The 22,712-nt window shown below is 66.9% G+C and carries 19 protein-coding genes; 4 read left to right on the forward strand and 15 right to left on the reverse strand.

What is annotated here, in order from left to right; translation table 11 throughout:
* Positions 1-6 precede the first annotated feature (6 nt).
* From astD to hpnI, 14 genes are all read right to left on the reverse strand, one after another.
* Positions 7-1,470: a succinylglutamate-semialdehyde dehydrogenase gene (gene astD, locus P5W99_RS09270; RefSeq protein ID WP_434660342.1), complete on the reverse strand. Its 1,464-nt coding sequence runs from the start codon at positions 1,468-1,470 to the stop codon at positions 7-9.
* A 42-nt stretch (positions 1,471-1,512) separates the two neighbouring features.
* On the reverse strand, positions 1,513-2,562 hold the full coding sequence (gene astA / locus P5W99_RS09275) for an arginine N-succinyltransferase (RefSeq protein ID WP_421024247.1): 1,050 nt from the start codon (positions 2,560-2,562) through the stop codon (positions 1,513-1,515).
* Positions 2,559-3,662 carry an arginine/ornithine succinyltransferase subunit alpha gene (gene aruF / locus P5W99_RS09280; RefSeq protein WP_434660343.1) on the reverse strand — a complete coding sequence of 368 codons (1,104 nt, stop codon included), beginning with the start codon at positions 3,660-3,662 and terminating at the stop codon, positions 2,559-2,561. Before aruF ends, astA begins: the two co-directional genes overlap by 4 nt.
* Positions 3,663-3,697: 35 nt before the next feature.
* Positions 3,698-4,915: an aspartate aminotransferase family protein gene (locus P5W99_RS09285; RefSeq protein WP_421024249.1), complete on the reverse strand. Its 1,218-nt coding sequence runs from the start codon at positions 4,913-4,915 to the stop codon at positions 3,698-3,700.
* Between the two features lie 188 nt (positions 4,916-5,103).
* Positions 5,104-6,087, reverse strand: coding sequence for a GlxA family transcriptional regulator (locus tag P5W99_RS09290; RefSeq protein WP_421025225.1), 984 nt, complete (start codon positions 6,085-6,087; stop codon positions 5,104-5,106).
* Between the two features lie 75 nt (positions 6,088-6,162).
* Positions 6,163-6,957, reverse strand: a complete 795-nt coding sequence (locus P5W99_RS09295; RefSeq protein ID WP_421043547.1) for an ABC transporter ATP-binding protein — start codon at positions 6,955-6,957, stop codon at positions 6,163-6,165.
* Positions 6,958-7,018: 61 nt separating this feature from the next.
* Positions 7,019-7,732 carry an ABC transporter permease gene (locus tag P5W99_RS09300; RefSeq protein ID WP_421024251.1) on the reverse strand — a complete coding sequence of 238 codons (714 nt, stop codon included), beginning with the start codon at positions 7,730-7,732 and terminating at the stop codon, positions 7,019-7,021.
* An 18-nt stretch (positions 7,733-7,750) separates the two neighbouring features.
* Positions 7,751-8,440: an ABC transporter permease gene (locus P5W99_RS09305; protein WP_421043546.1), complete on the reverse strand. Its 690-nt coding sequence runs from the start codon at positions 8,438-8,440 to the stop codon at positions 7,751-7,753.
* Positions 8,441-8,715: 275 nt separating this feature from the next.
* Entirely contained in the window at positions 8,716-9,816 is a 1,101-nt protein-coding gene (locus P5W99_RS09310) for a patatin-like phospholipase family protein (protein WP_434662504.1), read from the reverse strand.
* 153 nt (positions 9,817-9,969) lie between these two features.
* Positions 9,970-10,551 carry a hypothetical protein gene (locus P5W99_RS09315; protein ID WP_434660346.1) on the reverse strand — a complete coding sequence of 194 codons (582 nt, stop codon included), beginning with the start codon at positions 10,549-10,551 and terminating at the stop codon, positions 9,970-9,972.
* Positions 10,552-10,644: 93 nt separating this feature from the next.
* Positions 10,645-11,787 carry a lysylphosphatidylglycerol synthase domain-containing protein gene (locus P5W99_RS09320; protein ID WP_434660348.1) on the reverse strand — a complete coding sequence of 381 codons (1,143 nt, stop codon included), beginning with the start codon at positions 11,785-11,787 and terminating at the stop codon, positions 10,645-10,647.
* Entirely contained in the window at positions 11,784-12,737 is a 954-nt protein-coding gene (gene hpnK, locus P5W99_RS09325) for a hopanoid biosynthesis-associated protein HpnK (protein ID WP_434662507.1), read from the reverse strand. The genes P5W99_RS09320 and hpnK overlap by 4 nt, the downstream gene beginning before the upstream one ends.
* Positions 12,737-14,158 carry a hopanoid biosynthesis associated radical SAM protein HpnJ gene (gene hpnJ / locus P5W99_RS09330; RefSeq protein WP_434660350.1) on the reverse strand — a complete coding sequence of 474 codons (1,422 nt, stop codon included), beginning with the start codon at positions 14,156-14,158 and terminating at the stop codon, positions 12,737-12,739. Before hpnJ ends, hpnK begins: the two co-directional genes overlap by 1 nt.
* A gap of 229 nt (positions 14,159-14,387) precedes the next feature.
* Complete coding sequence (gene hpnI / locus P5W99_RS09335) at positions 14,388-15,695, reverse strand: bacteriohopanetetrol glucosamine biosynthesis glycosyltransferase HpnI (protein WP_434660351.1); 1,308 nt, start codon at positions 15,693-15,695, stop codon at positions 14,388-14,390.
* Between the two features lie 756 nt (positions 15,696-16,451).
* Here hpnI and P5W99_RS09340 point away from each other — a divergent pair.
* Positions 16,452-17,447 (forward strand): LLM class flavin-dependent oxidoreductase, encoded by a 996-nt coding sequence (locus tag P5W99_RS09340; protein WP_421024255.1) that lies wholly within the window; start codon positions 16,452-16,454, stop codon positions 17,445-17,447.
* A 25-nt stretch (positions 17,448-17,472) separates the two neighbouring features.
* Here the strand turns inward: P5W99_RS09340 and P5W99_RS09345 are convergent, their stop codons facing one another.
* Positions 17,473-18,567, reverse strand: coding sequence for an alpha/beta fold hydrolase (locus P5W99_RS09345; RefSeq protein WP_434660354.1), 1,095 nt, complete (start codon positions 18,565-18,567; stop codon positions 17,473-17,475).
* Positions 18,568-18,843: 276 nt separating this feature from the next.
* Between P5W99_RS09345 and glgC the strand changes: the two genes are divergently transcribed.
* The 3 genes from glgC to pdxY all read left to right on the forward strand — a co-directional run bounded on the left by glgC (position 18,844) and on the right by pdxY (position 22,680).
* Positions 18,844-20,115 (forward strand): glucose-1-phosphate adenylyltransferase, encoded by a 1,272-nt coding sequence (glgC, locus tag P5W99_RS09350; RefSeq protein WP_421024256.1) that lies wholly within the window; start codon positions 18,844-18,846, stop codon positions 20,113-20,115.
* Positions 20,116-20,184: 69 nt separating this feature from the next.
* Positions 20,185-21,645 (forward strand): glycogen synthase GlgA, encoded by a 1,461-nt coding sequence (glgA, locus tag P5W99_RS09355; protein ID WP_434660356.1) that lies wholly within the window; start codon positions 20,185-20,187, stop codon positions 21,643-21,645.
* A gap of 159 nt (positions 21,646-21,804) precedes the next feature.
* Positions 21,805-22,680, forward strand: a complete 876-nt coding sequence (gene pdxY, locus P5W99_RS09360) for a pyridoxal kinase PdxY (RefSeq protein ID WP_434660357.1) — start codon at positions 21,805-21,807, stop codon at positions 22,678-22,680.
* Positions 22,681-22,712 lie beyond the last annotated feature (32 nt).

The following is a 22,712-nucleotide window of genomic DNA, read 5'->3' on the forward strand; positions in this document are numbered from 1 at the left end:
CGATCCTCAGAATTGAAGGCCCGGCGAGACGCTCGCGGGCATGGTCAGCTGTGCGCTCTCGACCGAGGCCATCGGCCAGGCGCAGTAGTCGGCGGCGTAGAACGCGCTCGGCCGGTGGTTGCCCGAGCGGCCCGGGCCGCCGAAGGGCGCACCGCTCGACGCGCCATTGGTGGGCCGGTTCCAGTTCACGATGCCCGCGCGGATCTCGCGCGAGAAGCGCTGCCAGAGCGCGGCATCATCGGCGAGCAGGCCCGCCGAGAGGCCGTAGGCCGTGTTGTTGGCCTGTGCGATGGCGTCGTCGAAACCGGCGTAGCGGATGATCTGCGCGAGCGGCCCGAAGTGCTCTTCATCGGGCAGATCGGCCACATTCGTCACGTCGAGAATGCCGGGCGTGACGAAGCCGAGCGCCGGGTCGCGCTGCTCCATGCGCAAGAGCGCCTTCGCGCCGCGTTCGAGCAGCTGGGCCTGCGCGTCGATCAGCCTGGCTGCCGCGCGCGCCGAGATCACCGCGCCCATGAACGGCTGCGGCTCGGCGTTGTATTCGCCCACCGCGATGCGCGAGGACACCTCGACGAAGCGCTCGATGAAGCGGTCGCCGAACGCGCCGGTGGGCACCAGGATGCGGCGCGCGCAGGTGCAGCGCTGCCCCGCCGAGAGAAACGCCGACTGGATCGCGTGATGCACGGCGGCGTCGATGTCTTCCACGGGCGCGACGACGAGCGGGTTGTTGCCGCCCATCTCCAGCGCGAGCACGATCTCGGGGCGGCCGCCGAACTGGCGATGCAGCAGCGTGCCCGTATCCGAGCTGCCCGTGAAGAACAGCCCGTCGATCTGGCGATGGTTCGCAAGCGCGATGCCGGTGTCGCGCTCGCCCTGCACGAGATTGATCACGCCCGCGGGCAGCCCCGCTTCATGCCAGATCTCGACCGTTGCGCGCGCAACATCCGGCGCGAGCTCCGAAGGCTTGAACACGACCGCGTTGCCCGCGATCAGCGCCGGCACGATATGCCCGTTGGGCAGATGGCCGGGGAAGTTATACGGGCCGAACACGGCCACGACGCCGTGCGGACGATGGCGCAGCACGGCCACGCCGTCGGCCATGTCGCTGCGCTTTTCGCCGGTGCGCTCGCCATAGGCCGTGATCGAGATCGCGACCTTGGCGGCCATCGACGCGGCTTCGGTGCGCGCTTCCCACAGCGGTTTGCCGGTCTCGCGGCCGATGGCCTGCGCGAGCTGCTCCTTGCGTTCGGTGACGAGCGCCGCGAAGCGCTTGACGATCTCGCAGCGCGCCTCGAACGGCGTCTGCGACCATTCGACGAATGCGCGGCGCGCGGCGCTCACGGCGCGGTCCACGTCCTCGGCGTTCGCGGCGTTGCCGCTCCACACGGTCTCGCCCGTGCCCGGATTGCGCGAAACGAATGCGGGGCCGCTAGCGGCGCACCACTGCCCATCGATGAAAAGCTCGTTCATGGTCATCCTTATCTTTCAGCGTGGCTTCTGCAAGCCCCGCCCTCAACCTTGTTTCGGCTTGTGCGTCGCGCCCAGCACGCGCACTGGATCGCCTTGCGCGACGTTCAGCGCCGCGGCTTCCTGCGCGCTCAGCGTGAACGCGCCGTCGTGCACGACACCCGGAGCAAAGCCCACGCGAAAGTCGGTCAGCGACGTGTTCGACACGAGCGAGCGCACGCCTTCCTCGGCTTCCTGCGCAGCGCCCGCAGTACCTGCAATGCGTACCGGCACCACCACGCTCTCGCGCACCGTGCGCAAGTCGGCGGTATGGCATTCGAGCACCGGGCCCGCGTCGAAGATATCGACGTGGTTCTCGTAACGCAGCCCTTCGGCTTCGAGCATGCGCCGCGCCGGCACCGTGTCCGCGTGCGTGAGGCCCACGCAGGCCTGCGCATCCTCGGGCAGCAACTCGACGTACACCGGAAAGCGCGGCATCAGCTCGGCAAGAAACGCCTTGCGGCCGTGCGAACTCAGGTAGTCGGCGGCATTGAAATCGATCTGATAGAAGTGCGAACCGACCGCGCGCCAGAACGGCGAAGTGCCTTCTGCGTCGAAGTGGCCGCGCAGCTCAGCGCACAGACGCTCCGGAAAACGCTCGCGGAACTGCGCGATGAACATGAAGCGCGAGCGCGAGAGCAAGCCGCCCATGCCGCCCGTGCGATAGCGCGGCGAGAGGAACAGCGAGCACACCTCGGCATAGCCCGTGAGGTCGTGCGAGATGTTGAGCGCGCGCATGCGCGTCCAGATGCCGAGGTCCTGGCTCGCGTGCACGACCGTGCTCACGCGATAGTTGTAGAACGGCTGCTGCAGGCCCACCGCAGTTTCGATCCCGCACACGCCGGCCACGTCGCCGGTCGCGGTGTCTTCCATCACGAAGAAGTAGCCCGCCTCGCTCTGCGCCGCCTCGCCCGCAAGCGTGCGACGCGTGCGTTCGATGCGCGCCGCGAGCGCTTCGCGGTCGGGCTTGAAGGTGGTGAGGCCGGGGCCGGTTTCCTGGGCAAGCGCGACGAGCGCGTCCACATCGCCCGTCTGCACGACGCGTACCACGATCATTGCGCTTCTCCAGTCGATTGTTCCATCGAGTCATCTTCGCTACGGCGATACAGCGGTGCGCAACGCACCGCCTCGCCGTCCTGCACGTTGAGTGCCGCACGCGTGGCCGCGTCGAGCGGCGCGGCCGCCGGCGCGTGAGCACCATGATCCGCGCGCCCCGTAACTTCCGCCGCCTCGGGCAAGGTCGCCAAAGCGCAGCGGAACTCGCCGCCATGCTGGCTCGCAACCAGATACTTCGCGCCCCGTGCCGCGCCGGCGCTCTCGCGCACCGTGCGCGTCTCATTGCCCTCGACCGACGACGTGCGGTCCACCTGCGCGGTCATCACCGGGCCCGCGTCGAAGATGTCGACATAGCGGTCCGTCTCGAAGCCCTCTTCCAGATGGATCTCATAGGCGAGCAAGGCGCTCGGATCCGGCTCGCCCAGCACGCGCTGCGCGGCCTCGGGCAACAGCGGCACGTAAAGCGGATAAGCGGGCATCACTTCGGCGATGAAGGTGCGGCTGCGGCCGCCCGAAACCATTTCGATGTCCTTGAAATCGCGCCCGAAGAACTTGCGTCCCACCGCCTCCCAGAACGGCGAAACGCCTGCGTCGTCGGTCACGCCGAGCAGCAGCGAGAACACCTCGGGCGTGAAGCGGCGCCGGTTCATCGCGATGTACATCATGCGTGCGCGCGACATCAGATGCGCGGCGGCATCGCCACGCAGCGCGGGCTCGATGTAGAAGCCCGCGAGCCGGCTCTTGCCCGTGAGTTCGTGCGACATGGTGAGCGCGTGAATCTTGCGGTTCACGTGCAGTTCGCGCGAGGCGTGAATCAGCGCGTCGTTGCGAAACGCGTAGAACGGCTCCGAATAACCCGCCGCCGCCACGATGCTGGAGGTGCCGACGAGCCGGCCCGTGGCCGAATCCTCGAGCACGAAGAGATAGAACTCCTCGCCGGGGAAATCCACCTGGGCGCGAAACGAATCCTCGGACAGCGCGATGCGCGCTTCCAGCGCCGCGCGGTCGTGCGGCAGCGAGTGCAGCACGGGCTGCGCGGTGCGGGCCATGTGGGCGATCGCATCGAGATCGGAGAGCCTTGCGGGGCGAACGAATAGCATCGTCGATCCTGTGGTCAATGAGGCGCGGCTAGCGCTCAGCGCGCGCCGATCACATCTTCGAAGGCCTTCTCGAGGCGCGCGAAGCCCTCGTTCAGGTCCGCCTCGGGAATGATGAGCGACGGCGCGAAGCGCAGCACGTCGGGGCCGGCGATCAACATCATCACGCCGCGGTTTGCAGCCGCCGCGTTGAAGTCCTTCGCGCGGCCCGCGAAGCGCGCGGTCAGTTCCGCGCCGATCAGCAGACCCTTGCCGCGCACTTCCTTGAACATGTCGAAGCGTTCGTTCAGTTGCGCGAGCTTCGCGCGAATCGCTTCGCCGCGCGCGCGCACGCCGGCGAGCAGCGCCGGGTCGCTCACGAGCTCGACCACCTTGTCCGCGATCGCCGCGCCGAGCGGGTTGCCGCCATAGGTCGTGCCGTGCACGCCCACCTTGAAGTGCGCCGCAATGGCTTCGGTCGTGAGCATCGCGCCAATCGGAAAGCCGTTGCCGAGCGCCTTCGCCGTGGTGAGGATGTCCGGCGTCACGCCGGTGTCCTGGTACGCGTAGAAAGTGCCGGTGCGGCCCACGCCCGTTTGCACTTCGTCGAAAATCAGCAGCGCGTTGTGCGCGTCGCAGGCCTCGCGCAGCGCCTGCAGGAAGGCCGGATCGGCGGGAATCACGCCGCCCTCGCCCTGCACCGGCTCGACGATCACGGCGCAGGTTTGCGCGCCGATCGCGCGCTTCGCGGCTTCGATATCGTTGTAAGGCAGATGCACGATGCCCTGCGGCACAGGGCCGAAGCCTTCCGAATACTTGGGCTGGCCGCCCACGCTGACCGTGAAGAAGGTGCGGCCATGGAACGACTGCGTGAACGAGATGATCTCGGCCTTCTGCTCGCCGTGACGGTCGAATGCCACGCGGCGCGCGAGCTTGAGCGCGGCCTCGTTGGCCTCGGCGCCCGAGTTCGCGAAGAATGCGCGATCGGCGAACGTGAGGGCTTCGAGCTTGCGCGCGAGGCGTAGCACCGGCTCGTTGGTGTAGCCGTTGCCGATGTGCCAGAGCTTGCCGCCCTGCTGGTGCAGCACGCGCAGCAGTTCGGGGTTGGCGTGGCCGAGCGAGGTCACGGCGATGCCGCACGCGAAGTCGACATAGTCGCGGCCTTCGGTGTCCCAGACGCGCGAGCCTTCGCCACGGTCGGGAACGAACGGCGCGGGCGAAAAGCACGGCACCATCACTTCGTCGAAGGTCTTGCGGCTCACGGTCTGGTCGTTCATGGCGAATCCTCTTGGGCTCAATGTGGGTTTCAGGCTGGGGCGGCGTGCGCCTGTTGCAGCGCAACGCCCTTTGCCTCGGTAACAGAAGCAGTGTAGGCAACCATGCCGCAATCGTCTTGCGTAACCGCGACGTGTTTTTTCGTCGTCGCCGGGCGGGATCAGGTGCAATCAGGCGCGACCGGTTGCAATCAGTCGCGCTCCGGCGGCTCCACGAGCGCGCCCGCGCGCGGCTCCAGCGCCGCTGCCCCGGCCGCGCCGCCGTGCTGGCGCTCGATCCAGTTGCGGCGATCCTCGCGCGGCGTCACGCCGAAGCGCTCGCGATAGGCATTGGAAAAATGCGCCGCCGATGAAAATCCGCATGCAAGGCTGATCTGCACCACCGACTTGCTGGTGCGCTGCAGCTGAGAGCGCGCTTTCGCGAGGCGCAGGCCCAGGTAGTACTTCGACGGCATCGCATTGAGGTACTGGCGGAACAGGCGCTCCAGCTGACGGCGCGAGACGCCCACGTGGCCGGCGATCTCGTCGGTCGTGAGCGGGTCCTCGATATTCGCCTCCATCAGCATGAGCGCATCGTTCAGGCGCGGATGGCGCTCGCCGGGCGCAGTCACGAACGGAATGCGCTGGCGCTCGTCGCCGCTCCTGAGCGTGCTTGCGCCGAGCGCGTCGGCGATGCGGTCCACGAGTTCGGGGCCGTGCTCGCGGCCGATCATTGCGAGCATGAAATCGAGCGTCGCCTGGCCGCCCGAGCAGGTCGCGCGGCCGCGGTCGATTTCGTAGATGTGCTGCGTGACGATGGTGCGCTCGAACTGTTCGGAGAACTGCTGATAGGTCTCCCAGTTCACCGCCACGCGATAGCCCTGCAGCTGGCCCGCCATCGCGAGCCACCAGATGCCGTGGTGGATGCCGCTCACGATCGGCGTGCGCTGCCCCACGCGCGCGAGGCTCGCGAGAAACAGGCGATAGTCGGCGAACTGCTGAAAGCGCTCGGTCACGACGATGAGCCAGTCGCACGCCACCGCGTCGCCGAACGCGCAGTCGGCGGGCCATTGCGCGCCGCCGGCGAGCGGCACGGGCCGGCCGTTCCACGAGCACATCTGCCAGCGGTAGAGCGCGCGGCCGTCGATTTCGTTGGCGAGGTTCAGGGCATCGACGATGGGGCCGACGCTCGACATCGAGACCGGCGGCAACGCGACGATCGCGACCTGGGTCGTGCGGGACGCCGCTTGCGACACGTCCTGGCGCTCCGCTTACTTGAGGCTGCCCGAGAGGAACTGGCGCAGGCGCTCGCTCCTCGGGTTGCCGAGCACGTCGGCGGGCGCGCCCTCTTCCTCGGTGCGGCCCTGGTGCAGAAACATCACATGATTGGAGACGTTGCGCGCAAAACCCATCTCGTGCGTCACGACGATCATCGTGCGGCCTTCCTCGGCGAGCTTCTGCATCACCTTGAGCACTTCGCCCACGAGTTCGGGATCGAGCGCGGACGTAGGCTCGTCGAACAGCATCACGTCGGGGTTCATCGCGAGCGCGCGCGCAATCGCCACGCGCTGCTGCTGGCCGCCCGAGAGATGCGAGGGATATTGCTTTTCCACGCGCGGCGCGAGGCCGACCTTCTCCAGATACGCACGCGCGCGCTCCTCGGCTTCCTTGCGCGGCACGCCGAGCACGTGCATGGGCGCCTCGATCACGTTCTCGATCACGTTCATGTGCGACCAGAGATTGAAGTGCTGAAACACCATCGCGAGCTTGGTGCGAATGCGCTGGAGCTGCTTGTGATCGGCCACGTCGAGGTCGCCGTTGCGGCCCGCTTTCGTGCGCACGGTTTCGCCGTCCACCACGATCTCGCCGGCGTTCGGCTTCTCGAGGAAATTAATGCAGCGCAGGAACGTGCTCTTGCCCGAGCCGCTCGCGCCGATGATGCTGATCACGTCGCCCTTCTTCGCGTCGAGCGAGACGCCCTTGAGCACTTCGTTGTCGCCATAGCGCTTGTGGATGTCGCGGGCAATCAGCTTGCTATCCGATGAAGATTGCGCTGGGGTTTTCATTTGGGTTTGCGGCGTGCGCGGATTCGTTTGCATCGTCTGAACCAAGGTGGTCTCCCAAAAATTATCGCGTACGCACGGCAAGATGGCCGAGCCAGCGCTTCTCCGCGCGGCGGAACGCAGCCACCAGCACGAACGATACCGCACAGTAGATCAGCGCCGCGAGCCCGAACGACTCGAACGAGCGGTAAGTCGCCGAGTTGGCGTCGCGCGCGACCTTGAGGATGTCGGGCACTGTCGCCGTGAACGCCACCGTCGTTGCGTGCAGCATCAGGATCACTTCGTTACTGTACAGGGGCAGCGCGCGGCGCAGCGCCGAAGGCAGCACGACGCGCCAGTACATCGTGAACGGGCTCATGCCATAAGCGCGCGCCGCCTCCACTTCGCCGTGCGAAGTCGCGCGAATCGCGCCCGCGAAAATCTCGGTCGTATAAGCGCAGGTATTGAGCGCGAACGCGAGGATCGCGCAATTCAGGCCGCTGCGGAAAAACGCGTCGAAGAGCGGCTCGGCGCGCACGAAAGCGAGGCTGTACACGCCCGTGTAGATCAGCAGCAGTTGCACATAGAGCGGCGTGCCGCGAAACACATAGGTGTAGAAGCGCACCGGCAGCGAGATCCAGCGCCGGCTCGACACGCGCGCGACCGCGAGCGGCACCGCGCAGACAAAGCCGAACGCCACCGAGATCACGAGCAGCCACGCCGTCATCGCGAGGCCCGAGACGTGCTCGCCGTCCCAGTAGAGGAATGCGCGGCCGAATTGTTGAATGATTTCGTTCATCGCCTGGTTCTCCCCGGATTACAGTTGCGCGTGGCGCACGCCCGCCGAGTAGCGGCGTTCGAGCCAGATCAGCGCGAAGTTCGAAATGGTGGTGATCGCCAGGTAGATGAGCGCCGCGATCACGAGGAAGAAAAACAGGTTGAAGGTGCTGCGGCCCGCGTCCTGAGCGGCCTTCACGACATCGGCCAGACCGATGATCGACACCAGCGCGGTCGCCTTCACGAGCACCTGCCAGTTGTTGCCGATGCCGGGCAGCGCAAAGCGCATCATCTGCGGAAACAGGATGCGCACGAACACGCGCACCCCGCTCATGCCGTAGGCGTGGCCCGCTTCGAGCTGGCCGCGCGGCACAGCGAGAAACGCGCCGCGGAAGGTCTCCGTGAAGTACGCGCCGTAGATGAAGCCGAGCGTGAGCACGCCGGCCACGAATGGATCGATGTCGATCTGCGCCATGCCGAGCGCGTCGGTGACCTCGTTCACGCCGATCTGAATGCTGTAGAACAGCAGCAGCATCAGCACGAGATCGGGCACCGAGCGAATCAGCGTGGTGTAGGCCGTCGCGCAGGCCGCGAGCGGCCGGTTGAACGAAAGCTTCGCCGCCGCGCCCGCAAGACCGAGCAGCACGGCCACGCCGAGCGAGAGCAGCGAAAGTTCGATCGTCTTGATCGTGCCGGCGAGCAGTACCGGGCCAAAGCCGTAGAGCATCACGCGCGTCTCCGTGAAAGTCGTTATCGACGCTCCGGGTGTTGGCCGCGGGCGTCGTTTTGAAGATGTGCGCGGATGGTCGCAGTGCAAAATGGATTGCTCAAACGCGCGCGCCCGTTATGCTGCATTGCAGCATAGCAGCGCTTCGCACGTCTGGCCGGGGTTTTGAGCCGCGCCGTCAAGGGCGCGATGATTTTGTAAGCCGAAAAAAACCCAGCGGTCCACGCTGGGCGTTTTCACAAGTTTCGAGTCGCTTTTTCGATAGAAGCCGCGGCGCCCTACTCGATCCCCAACTGCGCCTTGATCGCGGGCAGCATGTACTGCACGGCCGCGCGCCCTTCCTCGATCGCCGGACCGGCGCGATGAAAGTCGAAAATCCCCATGCCGCCCAGACGCGGCTGGATCAGCACGTCGGCGGGCTCGCCCGCCAGACGGCTGCGCGTGATGCGCACCTGCATGATGTCGATACTCTGCGCGATCGAGCTCAGCAAGGACGGCGCGCGCGCACTTGGCGGCGGCGCGACGCGCACGTCCGGGCCGCCCAGCGCGCCCAGTCCCGAAGGCTGCAGCCAGTTCGGAAACGGCCTGCCATTGCGGCGCAGCAGCAACGGGGGTTCCCTGCGGCGCGCGCCGGGCGGCGCATTGGGCAGCGAGCCGGCTTGCGTATCGGACGATGCGTCGGAGGGCGCGTCGGACAGTCCATCGAGCGGCAATTCCAGCTCCTCGCCGCTCGCCGGCGAAGTCCCGGCGCCCGCCACCTCCGCCGGCGTTTCGCGCGGCACGGTGTCGATTGCGCCGCCCAGGTCACGGCCATTGAGGATGTCGTGATTAAGGTCGATGGCGATCACCGTGTCGGCGCGCATCGCGCGCGCCGCCGAGACCGGCACCGGGTTGCTGAGCCCGCCGTCCACGAGCCATACGCCGTCGTGCCAGATCGGCGTGAAAAGCCCGGGGATCGCGATGGAGGCGCGCACCGCGTCCACCACGCCGCCGTCGCGCAGCCAGACTTCGCGGCCCGTATCGAGCTCGGTGGCCACCGCCGCGAACGGTATGGCCAGGTCGTCGATCGTGCGCCCGTTGAACTGTTTCGCGAACAGGTCGATCACCTTGCGCCCGCCCAGCAGCCCGCCGGAAAAGCGCAAGTCGAGCAGGCGCACGACCGTCTGCCAGGTGAGCTTGCCGACCCACTCTTCGAGCCAGTCCAGATCGCCGTTCGCGTAGACGGCGCCCACGAGCGCGCCGATGGAGGTGCCGCACACCACGTCGGGCTTGATGCCCGCCTCCTCTAGCGCGCGAATCGCGCCAATATGGGCCCAGCCGCGCGCCGCCCCGCCACCCAGCACGAGCCCCACGCGCGGCGGACGCCGACGTTGCATCACCATGCGCGCCTCCCGCGTCCTCCGGTTTTCCTCACCTGCTTCGCTTTCTGCTTCACTTTCCTCAACACTTTGTCGAGTAGATTCAATGTCCTATGTCCGCTTGCTGAGTCCACTTTCCGGCGCCTGCCCGTCTTCGTTCGTCTCCATCGCCCTTCAACGCCCCCGAATCACATCGGAGCGCGAGGTCGTCGAGACCCGTCCGTCGGGCCCGAAGTGCACATTGAAATACGCTTCCTGCGTGACGCCCCCTTCGAGCCACTTCCAGCTCCACACCGTCTCCTTCTTGAGCCGGTACGCGGCCACCTGCCCTGGTTTACCGAGCAAGCGCCGCACCTCGTCCTGGCTCTCGCCGACGCGCACCTTCGCGAAATTCTCGGCAGTGAGCGCCTGCGTGATCGCCACGAGCCGTCCATCCGGGCCGATGTCGACCATATAGGTCTTGAGCCCCGCCGGGCCGCGCGGATATTCGAGCCGCCGCGAGCCGTCGTCGAACACACGCTCGGTCTCGGGCTTGCCCATCTGCTCGCGCACCTGCTCGAGCGTCGAGACGCCAGGCGTCATGCCCTTGAGCAGCAGCACGTCGGGCTTCACCGAATCGAAGAAGGTCTTGAACGTCTGCCGGAGGGCGTCGAGCATGGTGTCGATCTGGCGGTCGTCGCAGCCCGTGAGCGTGAGCGCCGCCAAGGCGGCGCACGCCACCGCGAGCGAGCGTGTGGATGAAAAGGTGGGCGACATGTCGTGTGGGCATCACGGAAGCAGCGCTTGCGGCGCATCTGAGGACGGACCAGGGCGCCGGCTCAGCGTGCGCTTACAACCCACAATGTACCGTCAATGCGGCTGGTCGTGGCGCGCCGTCGAGTTCGAATGCGGCTCGTGCAACGCCCGGGACGCCCGTGCGTGCGCGCCGGCCGCGGCAGGCAGCGCCTCGCTCGCGGCAGCGCCGGCACGCTTGCGCTCGCGCAGCGAGCGGCGCGTGCGCGCGATCTCGGCGGCCTGCCAGGACAGCAGCGCAAGCACGCCGAACACCACCTCGCGCATGCGCTTGACGAGCGCGAGCGAGAGCGCCACGTCCGGGCTCACGCCGAACAATTGCGCGAGCAGCACCACGGCGACTTCCTGCACGCCGAGGCCCGCCGGCACCATGAAGGCCGCGTGGCGCACGGCCTGGGTGATGGCCTCGATGGCGAGCGCCTCGCCCACCGTGACCGGATGGCCGAGCAGCTTGAGCGCCCACCATGTCTCGAACGCGCCGAGCATATAGCCGCCGAGCTGCCAGAAGAACGCGCGGAACATCAGGCCTGTGCGCGACATGAGCCGGTCGAGTTCGGCGTCGAGCTGCTTGCCGTCGATGCCCATCATGAGCGGATTGTTCGCGCCGAGCAGCTGCGCGGCCCAGCGCTCGATCGCATGGAACACCCCGCCGCGGCGCAGCAGGACCACTGCGAGCACGGGCAGCGGCGCCGTGAGGAGCAACGCGAGCGCGATCGTGACGATGGTGCGCAGCGACCCGCCGTCGCCCGTTGCCGCCACGATCAGCACGACGCCGAGCGCCGAGAACGCGTATTGCACGGCAATGGTCACGAACACCTCGACGATCACCGAGGCCGTGATCCGGCTCAGGTCGCGCCCATCGTCACCGTTGTCGCCATCGCCGCGGTCGCGCACCTTCCAGCGCGCGAGGCGCACCCCGACGATCTCCCCGCCCACGCCCACCACGGGCAGGAGGCGGTTGACGGCCTCGCGCACGGTCGCGACCCACCAGAGGAAACCAAGCGGCGCGCGCTTGTCGAGCAGGAGGCGCCACGCGTGCGCATCGAGCAACAGCGGCAGCGCATGGAACGGCACGAGCCATAGGAGCACCGGCCCCGCCGCGCCGATCACGCGCACCACGTCGCGCGCGCCATCGTGCACGGCCAGCCCGATCAGGATCGCGATCCCGACCGGCAGGCCCAGCCATTGAAGCCACTTCATGACGATGCCTGTGTCTCCTGGGTGTGACTTGCCAGCGCGCGTGCGCCGCCCGATGCAGCGGACTTCGCCGCCCCCCGGTCGAAAAACACGTCGGTGAACCCGCCGTGGCGCACGCCCGCGCGCTTCAGCGCTTCGGCCACGCGCGGCGAGATCAGCGCGTCGAGCTCGTCGGCGTGCCGATACGCGCTCATCGACGGCGTGATCGGCCCCTCGCCCGCAGCGGGCGCCTCGGCCGGATGGCAATAGATCTCGCCCACGCCCTGCGCCGGCAGATGCACGAGCGCGTCGAGCAGCACTGCCTCGTCCATCGCGCCCGTGTTCGCCATGCCCACGACGTAATCGTTATGCGCCACGCCCGCACGCGCAAGACGCGCGCGCACGAGTGCAAGCCAGGGCCTGAGCGCAAACGGCGCGCCCGCCTCCAGCGGCAGGCGCATCGCGCGCAAGCCGTACTCGCGGCCGATCGAGAGGATCAGCGAGAGCACCGTGGGATGCAGATGGAAGTGCTTGTGCGTGTTCACGTGATCGAGCGCGAGCCCGGTCGCCGCGAACGCCTCGAATTGCGCGCGAATCTCCAGGGCGAGCTGCGCGCGCACGTGAGGCAGGAAAAAGAAGCGAAAGCCGTCGAGCACCATGTTGTCGCCGAAGCGGCCTTGCGCGTCGACGAGCGCGGGAATTTGCGCGTGCGGCAGCATGGCCGCGCCGTCGGCGAGCACGAGGTGCAGGCCCACGCGCAGGTTCGGCAATTGCCGCGCGCGCGCCACCGCATCGGCGGCGGCGGGCGCGGCGACCATCAGGCTCGCGGCATTGAGCACGCCATCGCAGTGCGCGCGCTCGACCGCCGCGTTGACCCGCTCGTGCAGGCCGAAGTCGTCGGCGGTGAAGATCAGCGCGCGGCCATCATTGCCTGCGACGTCGGCAACCCCAGCCGCGCGCGGCGACGCATCCATCATGCCTCGTGGGCGCGCAGGAAGCGGAAGAACTCCACGCCCTCACGCAGGCGGCGCTTCATCATGTCCCAGCTCGTGAGCATTTCGCGCACGATTTCCCAAATCTTCGACGGGCGGAAATAGAACTCGCGATAGAACTGCTCGAGATGGTGATAGATCTCGTCGCGCGACAGATGCGGATAGCCGATCGCCGCAAGCTGCACGCCTTCCTTGCTCACGAGATTGATGGTCTTGTTCTCTTCCATCCAGCCGTTCTCGACGGCCTGCTTGTAGAGCGTCGTGCCCGGATAAGGCGCCGCGAGCGAGACCTGGATCGTGTGCGGATTGATTTCCTTCGCGTACTCGATGGTCTTCTTGATGGTCTCCGGCGTCTCGCCCGGCAGGCCGAGAATGAAGGTGCCGTGAATCTTGACGCCGAGCTTCTTGCAATCGGCGCTGAAGCGGCGCGCGAAGTCGGTGCGCACGCCCTTCTTGATGTTCACGAGGATCTGGTCGTCGCCGCTTTCGAAGCCCACGAGCAGCAGGCGCAGGCCGTTCTCCTTCATGACCTTGAGCGTCTTGTACGGCACATTCGCCTTGGCGTTGCACGACCACGTCATGCCGAGCTTGCCGAGGCCGATCGCGATGGCTTCGGCGCGCGGCAGGTCATCGGTGAAGGTGTCGTCGTCGAACATGAGCTCCTTCACTTCCGGCATGTTGTCGCGAATCCACTTCGCTTCCGCGAGCACGTTCTCGACCGAGCGCGTGCGGTAGCGGTGGCCGCTCACCGTCTGCGGCCACAGGCAGAACGTGCAGCGCGACTTGCAGCCGCGACCCGTGTAGATCGAGACGTACGGGTAGTTCAGGTAGCCGATGAAGTAGTTGTCGATCTTCAGATCGCGCTTGTAGACGGGCGCCACAAAGGGCAGCTCGTCCATGTTCTCGAGGATCGGACGCGCTTCGTTGTGCTCGATCGAGCCGTCCTTCGCGCGCCAGCTCAAGCCCTTGATCTCGGCGAACGGCTTGCCTTCGGCGATTTCCTTGCAGGTGAAGTCGAATTCCTCGCGGCAGACGAAATCGATCGCCTCGGTGGCCGTGAGCGAGTTGTGCGGGTCGACCATCACCTTCGCGCCCACCATGCCGACCAGCAGCGACGGCTTGCGCTTTTTCAGGTCCTCGGCGAACAGCGCGTCGGTCGGGAACGACGGCGTGCTCGTGTGGATGATCACGAGGTCGTAGTCCATCGCGATCTTCAGCGTTTGTTCGACGCCAATACCGTCGGCGGGCGCGTCGAGCACGCGGCTGTCCGGCACGAGGGCTGCGGGCTGGGCGAGCCAGGTCGGATACCAGAACGAGCGGATCTCGCGCTTCGCCTGATAGCGCGAGCCTGCGCCACCGTCGAAGCCGTCATAGGACGGGGCCTGCAAAAACAGCGTTTTCATGAGAGGAGTGCTCCGCCAACCCTTTTGTTAATGGGCATGAATGAACGACAAGCGCGCGCGCTGGCTCGAGGCCGGCGCGGCACGCCACAATTTGGGGTGCGCCTGGGACTCATGCCCCGGGGCGCTTCGGTCCGGCACGCTGGACCTGATTTATTCGGGCCTGCTTCACCAGGCTTGCTTCGCCAGGCCTGATTCGCCAGACCTGACAACGCTGGGCCCAACCACGGCCTCAACGGCCATCCGACACCTCGACGGCCGCCCGGCGCGGCGCCGCGCTCACGCGCGCTTCGCCCGCACCCGGCATGGCACCGATGTCGGCCGCGGCCACGACGTCGGGGTTGGCGACCGGCACGCGCACGCCGCGCCAGATCACGTGCGAGCCGAATACGGCCGCCAGCCATTGCAGCAGCAAGAGCGCATCGCGCAGCGGCACCAGCGGCAAATCGCGCCAGAACGCCTGCAGGCTCGCACTGCCGCGCACATGCAAGGCCAACCGCGCGATGATACCGCTAACCGTGCTCGCGCCGAGCACGGCCAACGCGACCCTCGCCACTGCGCCGGCCCCGGATGCCATCGCGGCGCTGGCCGCGAGCTGCCAGTATGCGAGCGCGCCCAGCACGAGCCACGGCGAGGTAAAGGTGATGAAGAGCGACGCAAACCCCGCCGGATTGACCGAGCGAATCGTGCGCAGCCAGCGCGTCTCGCGCAGCCACAGCGTGCGGAACGTCGGCTCGATCACGTCAGTGGCGACCAGCACCGGCGCGAGCACCGTGTCGAGCCCGTGATCGCGTGCGAAGCGCGCGAGCTGATAGTCGTCGGCGAGGCAATCCTTGAGCGACTCGAAACCGCCGATGCGCTCGAGCGTGCCACGCGACAGCGCAAGCGTCGCACCGAAGCCGAACGCGCGCGAGCCCGTGGAATGCGCGACCCGCACCGAAGGCGCGAACCACTCGTTGATGAACAGCGCGCCCACGCGCGGCCAGAAGCCGCCGATACTGCGCGCGCTGTAAAGACAGGTGACCACGCCCACTTGCGGGTCGGCGAGCGGCGCGGTGACGATCTCGAGATAGTCGGGCTCCACCGCGATGTCGCTGTCGGCGACGATCAGCACCTCATGGCGCGCATGGGCCGCCATATTGATGAGATTGCTCACCTTCAGGTTGCTGCCGTGCACGCGCGAGTCGATCACGAGCGCGATGTCGTGGGCCGGATACGCGGCCTGCAGCCGCCGCACGACCGCAATGGCGGGATCCTTCGACGAGGACACCCCGAAAATCAATTGATAGCGCGGATGGTGCTGCTCGCAAAAGGTGACGAGGTTTTCATAGAGACGGGGCTCTGCGCCACACAGCGGCTTGAGCACGCTCACCGGCAGCGGCGTGCGGACCCGGGCGCGCCGGGCCGCCACGCGCACTTGTGCGGCGGAACCAAGGCGCGGCATGCTGAGCACGGCACAAATCGCGTAGAAAGTGGCCGCGCAACACAGCGCGATCACAAGCCACCACGCCGGGGACAGAGAACCCAGCACTGCAGTCATGCCTCGATGCCTCGCGCGCCGCGCCACGGCACCGCGGCGCAATCACACGGCGCGCCGGCCAACTCGAGCGTGTCGCCTGCTAACATTTGCCCTACCCCGGAAATCACGAAAATTGACCCGCGCATCGTATCCGCGCGACATATGGGCCGCCACCTGCGTAACAGACGGCTACATTTTTTAAACGCCGTGCCAATCAACCGATGAATTGACCGGGCACTGCCAGAAAAAGGCGCGCGCGGCGCTCTTTTTTGCACCCTTGCTCGCACCCTGATTCAAAGGCAAAAATTGTAGCAGCAACGTCCTCACGCCGCTTCCGCGCTCTCGCAAAAATGCTTCTCATATTTGCAAAGACGGCAATTATTTCAAGTGGTCCACAACGAGCTTCCAGCGCCACATTGCCCCAAGAATAATCAGTAAGCATATTGAAATAAATTCTTAACGATATTGAATAGCGCTTTAGTGGAGCTCAACCGAATATCGATATAAATAAGAATTATTCTGGTTCAATTGAGAAATGGGGTTGCAGGCGTTTGCAGGCCGAGCCTGCGCGGTCCCATCTACGCTGCCCGGCGTGGGCAGCCCCACCGGAAACCACGCGAGGCGCATGGATTCCCCGAGGCCGTCAGCAGGATCCGGAGCGCTTTGGCACAATGCCTCGACCTTGCGTCTGCCTTGCAGCCGCCCCAGCGCCCACCCGGCGCGTTCGCGGGGCCAGGCTTGCGGCACGCTCCATGAACATCGGAACGCCACTCGCCCATGATCCCCTTCTCCGTCCTCGACCTCTCGCCGGTGCCTGCCGGCTCGAATGCCGGCGTCGCGCTGCGCAACACACTCGATCTCGCCCAGCACGCCGAGCGCTGGGGCTACCACCGCTACTGGCTCGCCGAGCACCACAACATGACCGGCATCGCCAGCGCCGCCACCTCCGTCGTGATCGGCCATGTTGCGGGCGGCACGCGCACGATTCGCGTCGGGTCGGGCGGCATCATGCTGCCCAATCACGCGCCGCTCTTGATCGCCGAGCAGTTCGGCACGCTCGAGGCGCTCTATCCGGGGCGCATCGACCTGGGGCTCGGGCGCGCGCCCGGCACCGACCAGACCACAGCGCGCGCGCTGCGCCGCGACCTGCACGCGAGCGCCGAGGCCTTCCCCGACGACGTCGCCGAGTTGCAGCGGCTCTTCGCCGATCCGGTGGAAGGCCAGCGCGTGCGCGCCGTGCCGGGCGCGGGCCTGCACGTGCCGCTCTATATCCTCGGCTCGAGCCTGTTCGGCGCGCAGCTCGCGGCGGCGATGGGCCTGCCCTTCGCGTTCGCCTCGCACTTCGCGCCCGACCAGCTGCTCGCCGCGCTGCGCGTCTATCGCTCGCAGTTCCGAGCGTCGGCGACGCTCGCGAAACCGCACGCGATGGTAGGCGTGAACGTGTTCGCCGCCGAGACCGACGACGAAGCACGCTTGTTGTTCACCTCGCTACAGCAGCAATTCGTGAATCTGCGGCGCGGCACGCCGGGGCAGCTTCCGCCACCGGCGGCACAAATCGCCGCAAACGAATTCGAGCTTTCGAGCGTCGCACATTCGCTCGCGTGCTCGGTGGTGGGCGACCGCGCGAGCGTACGTGCGGGACTCGCCTCGGTGATCGAGCAGACCCAGGCGGACGAGCTGATCGTCACCGCGCAGATCTACGATCACGCAAAACGTCTGCGCTCGTTCGAGATCACCGCGCAGGTGCGCGCGGAGATGGCCGAGGCCCGTTGACCCCAGCCGGGCCAGGCGAGAAGGACTATCGCGGCTGGCCCGGCAGCGCCGCCAGCCCGCTGAGCAGCGCGGCGTGAAACGCCTCGGGGTCCTGCATCTGCGGCGCATGGCCGAGTTCGGGGAACTCCACGAGCTTCGCGTTCGGGATGGCCTTCTGTGCCGCCCTCGCCAGCGCCGGGTAGTGCCCGAGCTGAGCACGCACTTCGGGCGGCGCGGCATCCTTGCCGATGGCGGTCGTGTCCTTGTCGCCAATCAGCAGCAGCGTCGGCACTTTTAACTGGCCGAATTCGTAGATCACGGGCTGCGTGTAAATCATGTCGTACAGCAGCGCCGAATCCCACGCAACCTGCTGCTTGCCCGGCCCCCGGTACATGCCGGCCAGCATCTGCACCCACGGCTCGTAGCGCGCGCTCCAGTGGCCCGCGTAATAGGTCGACTGCTCATAGTTGCGGATGCCGTCGGCGCTCGTTTTCAATTCGCGCGCATACCAGTCGTCCACCGAGAGCGAAGGCACGCCTTTCGCTTTCCAGTCCTCGAGCCCGATCGGGTTCGCAAGCACCAGTTGCTCCGTCTCGCGCGGATACATCAACCCGTAGCGCACCGCGAGCATGCCGCCGGTCGAATGGCCGATGACGGTCGCGCGCCGCACGCCCAGCGATTCGAGCAGCGCATGCGTATTGCGCGCAAGCTGCTGGAAGCTGAATTGATAAGCCGCCGGCTTGCTCGATTTACAGAAACCGATCTGGTCCGGCGCGATCACGCGATAACCGGCATCGGTGAGCCGCGTGATCGTATCGCCCCATGTGGCGGCGCAGAAGTTCTTGCCGTGCAGCAGGACCACGATGCGGCCGTTGGGCCTGGACGGCTGCACGTCCATATAGGCCATGTGCAGCATCTGCCCTTGCGACGTGAAGCTGAACTCGCGCACCGGATGCGGATAGTCGAAGCCCTGAAGCTCGGGGCCATACACGGGACCATCGGCGGAACCCCCGATCGGCACGGCAACCGTGGATGCGGCGGCGGAAGACGCATTCGGGCCGCTTCCGGCAGCGCACGCAGCAAGACCGGAAACGGCGGCACAACAGGCGGCGATGGCGTATAGCCTCGATATCGAAAGCATGGGCAATGTCGTCAAGAGTGGCGTGACTTCACGCGGGTTGTCGCCTCGGCGCCCGGCGGGCGCGGGCCATTACGGCGGGCGCAAAATGCCCCGATTCTAGCCGCCATGCGTTGCCGCCCTGTGCAAGGAATTCGCGCAAGACGGCTTTCAGTGCTAGAACAGTCAATGCGCGGTCACAAAAACGACGCCGGCGACGGGAAGTCCCAACACGCATCCGGCGCACGAGCCGAGACGCACGAATCAGGCCATACCCCGGGGCACAACAAGGAGACGATCATGGCAACTCCGGCAAGCCTCAACGATCTGCAGCGCACCACGCTCGCGATCGTGCTCGCGGGCGGGCGCGGCACCCGTCTCGGTCCGCTCACCAACAAGCGCGTGAAGCCGGCGGTCTACTTCGGCGGCAAATACCGCATCATCGATTTCGCCCTCTCCAACTGCCTGAATTCGGGCATCCGCCGCATCGCCGTGGTCACTCAGTACAAGGCGCATTCGCTGCTGCGCCACCTGCAGCGCGGCTGGGGCTTCCTGCGCGGCGAGTTCAACGAGTTCGTCGACCTGTGGCCCGCGCAGCAGCGCGTGGAAGGCGCACACTGGTATCGCGGCACGGCCGACGCCGTCTATCAGAATCTCGACATCATCCGCTCGATCTCGCCCAAGCATGTGATCGTGCTGGCCGGCGACCACATCTACAAGATGGATTACACGCGCATGGTGGCCGACCATGCCGCGAGCGGCGCCGACTGCACGGTGGGCTGCATCGAGGTGCCGCGCCTGGACGCGCGCGCGTTCGGCGTGATGGCCGTGGACGAAGCGCGCCGCGTCACCGGCTTCGTCGAGAAACCCGACGATCCGCCCGCGATGCCGGGCCACCCCGACATCGCGCTCGCAAGCATGGGCATCTACGTGTTCGAGACGGCCTATCTGTTCAAGCTGCTCGAAGAGAACATCGCGCGCACGGCCACCGACCACGACTTCGGCAAGGACATCATTCCGCGCGTGGTCACCGATGGTCATGCGATCGCGCATCCGTTCAGCCTCTCGTGCGTCTCCTCCGATCCGAACGCCGAGCCCTACTGGCGCGACGTGGGCACTATCGACGCCTACTGGTCCGCCAATCTCGATCTGGCCTCGACGATTCCCGCCCTCGATCTCTACGACCGCAACTGGCCCATCTGGACCTATCAAGAGCAATTGCCGCCCGCCAAGTTCGTGCGCGACCTGAATGGACTGCAAGGCTCCGGCACCAACCTGATCGTGTGCGGCGGCAGCGTGATCTCGGGCTCGCAGATCTCGCGTTCGGTGATCTCGTCGAATGTGGTCGTGAAGTCGTTCTGCAACATTGCCGAGGCAGTCTTGTTGCCCGAGGTGACGGTCGGCGCGAGCTGCCGGCTGCGCAAGGTGGTGGTGGACCGCGGCTGCGCGATTGCCGACGGCACCGTGATCGGAGAAGACCCCAAGCTCGACGGCGAGCGCTTCTACCGGACCGAGAACGGCGTCGTGCTGGTCACGGACGAAGCGCTGGCGAGGCTCAGGCGCGGCGGCTGATCAATACAAGAGCGAGGCGCGCGCCCCCTCAACCCTGGACAGTCACTCGCCTGCAAGGGCCCCATTCCGATGACGATCCGCGTTCTGCACGTAGCCAGCGAACTCTACCCGCTGCTGAAAACCGGCGGTCTCGCCGATGTCACGGCCGCCCTGCCCGTCGCGCTGATCGAGCAAGGCGCCGATGCGCGCGTGCTGCTGCCGGGCTTCGCGAGCGTCGCTGCGGGCCTTGCCGACCTGCGCCCGGTCGCGCGCCTCGCGCGCACCTTCGGCGCTCCAGAAGCATCGCTCGAACTCGGCCATCTGCCGGGCAACGGCCTGCCCGTCTACATGATTCGCGCCGACGCGCTCTACGCCCGCCCGGGCAGCCCGTACCTCGACGCCGCCCAGGTGCCCTACGGCGACAACGCCCAGCGCTTCGCGCTGCTCGGCTGGGCCGCCGCGCAGCTCGCCCAGCATGCCGATCCCGACTGGACACCCGCCATCGTGCACGCGCACGACTGGCACGCGGGGCTCGCCCCCGCTTACCTGCGCGCCGCCGCGCGCGAACGCCGGCGTGCCGGCACGCGCACCGTCTTCACGATTCACAACCTCGCCTATCAAGGCATTTTTCCCGCGCAGCAGTTCGACATGCTGGGCCTGCCCGCCGACTTCTTCGACATGCACGGCGTGGAGTTCTACGGTCAACTTTCATTTCTGAAAGCAGGCCTCTATTTCGCCGACAAGATCACCACGGTGAGCCCGACTTACGCGCGCGAGATCCAGACCGTCGCTCAGGGCTGCGGGCTCGAAGCGCTGCTCAAGGGCCGCGCGCACGATCTGGTAGGCATCCTGAACGGCGTCGATTACGCGATCTGGCATCCCGCCCACGACGACGCCATCGCCGCGCATTACTCGGCTGCGCACATGAGCGGCAAGCCGCGCTGCAAGACGGCGCTGCAAGCGCGGCTGAAGCTCGCACAGCGGCAAGACGCGCCCGTGTTCGCCGTAGTGAGCCGCCTCACCGAGCAAAAAGGCCTCGACCTGCTGCTCGGCGCGGTGCCTGAGATCGTCGCGCGCGGCGGGCAGCTCGCCGTGCTCGGCTCCGGCGATGCGAGCCTCGAACAGGGCTTCGCGCGCGCGGCGCGCCAGCATCCCGACGCGGTGTCGGTCGAGCTCGGCTTCGACGAGACACTCGCGCACTCGATCGTCGCGGGCGCCGACGTCATGGTGGTGCCTTCGCGCTTCGAGCCGTGCGGGCTCACGCAGCTTTACGCGCTCGCCTACGGCGCGCTGCCGCTCGTGCATCGCGTGGGCGGTCTCGCCGACACCGTCGCCGACGCCTCGCTGGAAAATCTCGCCGATGGCCTCGCCACCGGCTTCGTGTTCGAGCGCTTCGAGCCCGACGCGCTCGCCGCCGCGATCCGCCGCGCCTTCGCGCTCTATGCGCGCAGCCATGACTGGCGCGCGACGCGCGAGCGCGGCATGCATCAGGACTTCGGCTGGGCCGCGTCGGCGCAACGCTATATGGCGCTCTATCGCGAGTTGGCCTGAAGCGACGCACAATTCTCACAACACTTCGCACACCAGATCGCAACCCGCGAGACGGCTGCGCGCAACACTGCACATACGCGGTCATCGACTGGGCGCGGCGAATTCGGTTATCGTTGCCGCACCGCTCGATTTTTCGCACCTCGCCCCCAGATACTGCCCATGAAAAACGTTTTGAGCATCCAGTCGCACGTCGTGTTCGGCCATGCGGGCAACAGCGCCGCTGTGTTCCCGATGCTGCGGCTCGGCGTGAACGTGTGGCCGCTCAATACCGTGCAGTTCTCGAACCACACGCAATACGGCCACTGGACCGGCAGCGCGATCGATGCCGGGCAGATGGTGGATCTTGCCGAGGGCATCGGCGCGATCGGCGTGCTGCCGCGTTGCGACGCGGTGCTCTCGGGCTACCTCGGCACGCCCGAGCAGGCCCAGGCCGTGATCGACGTCGTGCGCGCCGTGAAGGCCGCCAACCCGCACGCACGCTACTACTGCGACCCGGTGATGGGCGCGGTCAACGGCGACGGCAGCGGCTGCAAGATCGAGCCCGGCATTCAGGAGTTTCTGGTGCGGCACATGCCCGAGGTGGCCGACGCGCTGATGCCGAACCACAGCGAACTGCAACGGCTCGTCGGGCGCGAGATCGAGACCGCCGAAGAGGCTGTCGACGCCTGTCGCGAACTGTTGGAGCGCGGCCCGAAGCTCGTGCTCGTCAAGCATTTGCTCGACCGCAACAGCCCCGCTGACACCTTCAACATGCTCGTCGTGAGCGAGCACGAGGCGTGGCTCGGCCAGCGCCCGCTCTATCACTTCGCGCGCCAGCCCGTGGGCGTGGGCGACATTACGAGTGCGATCTTCGTCGCGCGCCTGATGAACGGCGATGCGCTGCGGCCCGCGTTCGAGCATACGCTCGCCGCCGTGAACGCGGTCGTGAAGGCCACCTACGACGCGGGGCGCTACGAACTGGAAATCGTCGCGGCGCAGGACCAGATCGCGCGCCCGCGCGAATGGTTCGACGCGTGGGCCATCGACATGGGTTGAGGGCGGGGCCGCGCGGCCTATAATGCGAGCCG

The organism is Paraburkholderia sp. A3BS-1L (genome assembly GCF_051125215.1).
Lineage (GTDB): Bacteria > Pseudomonadota > Gammaproteobacteria > Burkholderiales > Burkholderiaceae > Paraburkholderia.

Bases quoted from the DNA above. Each gene is read 5' to 3' on its own strand.
- glgA (WP_434660356.1), top strand. From the start codon at position 20,185: ATGACGATCCGCGTTCTGCACGTAGCCAGCGAACTCTACCCGCTGCTG.
- P5W99_RS09300 (WP_421024251.1), bottom strand. From the start codon at position 7,732: ATGAACGAAATCATTCAACAATTCGGCCGCGCATTCCTCTACTGGGAC.
- P5W99_RS09320 (WP_434660348.1), bottom strand. From the start codon at position 11,787: ATGAAGTGGCTTCAATGGCTGGGCCTGCCGGTCGGGATCGCGATCCTG.
- aruF (WP_434660343.1), bottom strand. From the start codon at position 3,662: ATGCTATTCGTTCGCCCCGCAAGGCTCTCCGATCTCGATGCGATCGCC.
- pdxY (WP_434660357.1), top strand. From the start codon at position 21,805: ATGAAAAACGTTTTGAGCATCCAGTCGCACGTCGTGTTCGGCCATGCG.
- P5W99_RS09290 (WP_421025225.1), bottom strand. From the start codon at position 6,087: ATGTCGAGCGTCGGCCCCATCGTCGATGCCCTGAACCTCGCCAACGAA.
- P5W99_RS09340 (WP_421024255.1), top strand. From the start codon at position 16,452: ATGATCCCCTTCTCCGTCCTCGACCTCTCGCCGGTGCCTGCCGGCTCG.
- glgC (WP_421024256.1), top strand. From the start codon at position 18,844: ATGGCAACTCCGGCAAGCCTCAACGATCTGCAGCGCACCACGCTCGCG.
- astD (WP_434660342.1), bottom strand. From the start codon at position 1,470: ATGAACGAGCTTTTCATCGATGGGCAGTGGTGCGCCGCTAGCGGCCCC.
- hpnI (WP_434660351.1), bottom strand. From the start codon at position 15,695: ATGACTGCAGTGCTGGGTTCTCTGTCCCCGGCGTGGTGGCTTGTGATC.
- P5W99_RS09285 (WP_421024249.1), bottom strand. From the start codon at position 4,915: ATGAACGACCAGACCGTGAGCCGCAAGACCTTCGACGAAGTGATGGTG.
- P5W99_RS09295 (WP_421043547.1), bottom strand. From the start codon at position 6,957: ATGAAAACCCCAGCGCAATCTTCATCGGATAGCAAGCTGATTGCCCGC.
- P5W99_RS09345 (WP_434660354.1), bottom strand. From the start codon at position 18,567: ATGCTTTCGATATCGAGGCTATACGCCATCGCCGCCTGTTGTGCCGCC.
- P5W99_RS09315 (WP_434660346.1), bottom strand. From the start codon at position 10,551: ATGTCGCCCACCTTTTCATCCACACGCTCGCTCGCGGTGGCGTGCGCC.
- hpnK (WP_434662507.1), bottom strand. From the start codon at position 12,737: ATGGATGCGTCGCCGCGCGCGGCTGGGGTTGCCGACGTCGCAGGCAAT.
- hpnJ (WP_434660350.1), bottom strand. From the start codon at position 14,158: ATGAAAACGCTGTTTTTGCAGGCCCCGTCCTATGACGGCTTCGACGGT.
- astA (WP_421024247.1), bottom strand. From the start codon at position 2,562: ATGATCGTGGTACGCGTCGTGCAGACGGGCGATGTGGACGCGCTCGTC.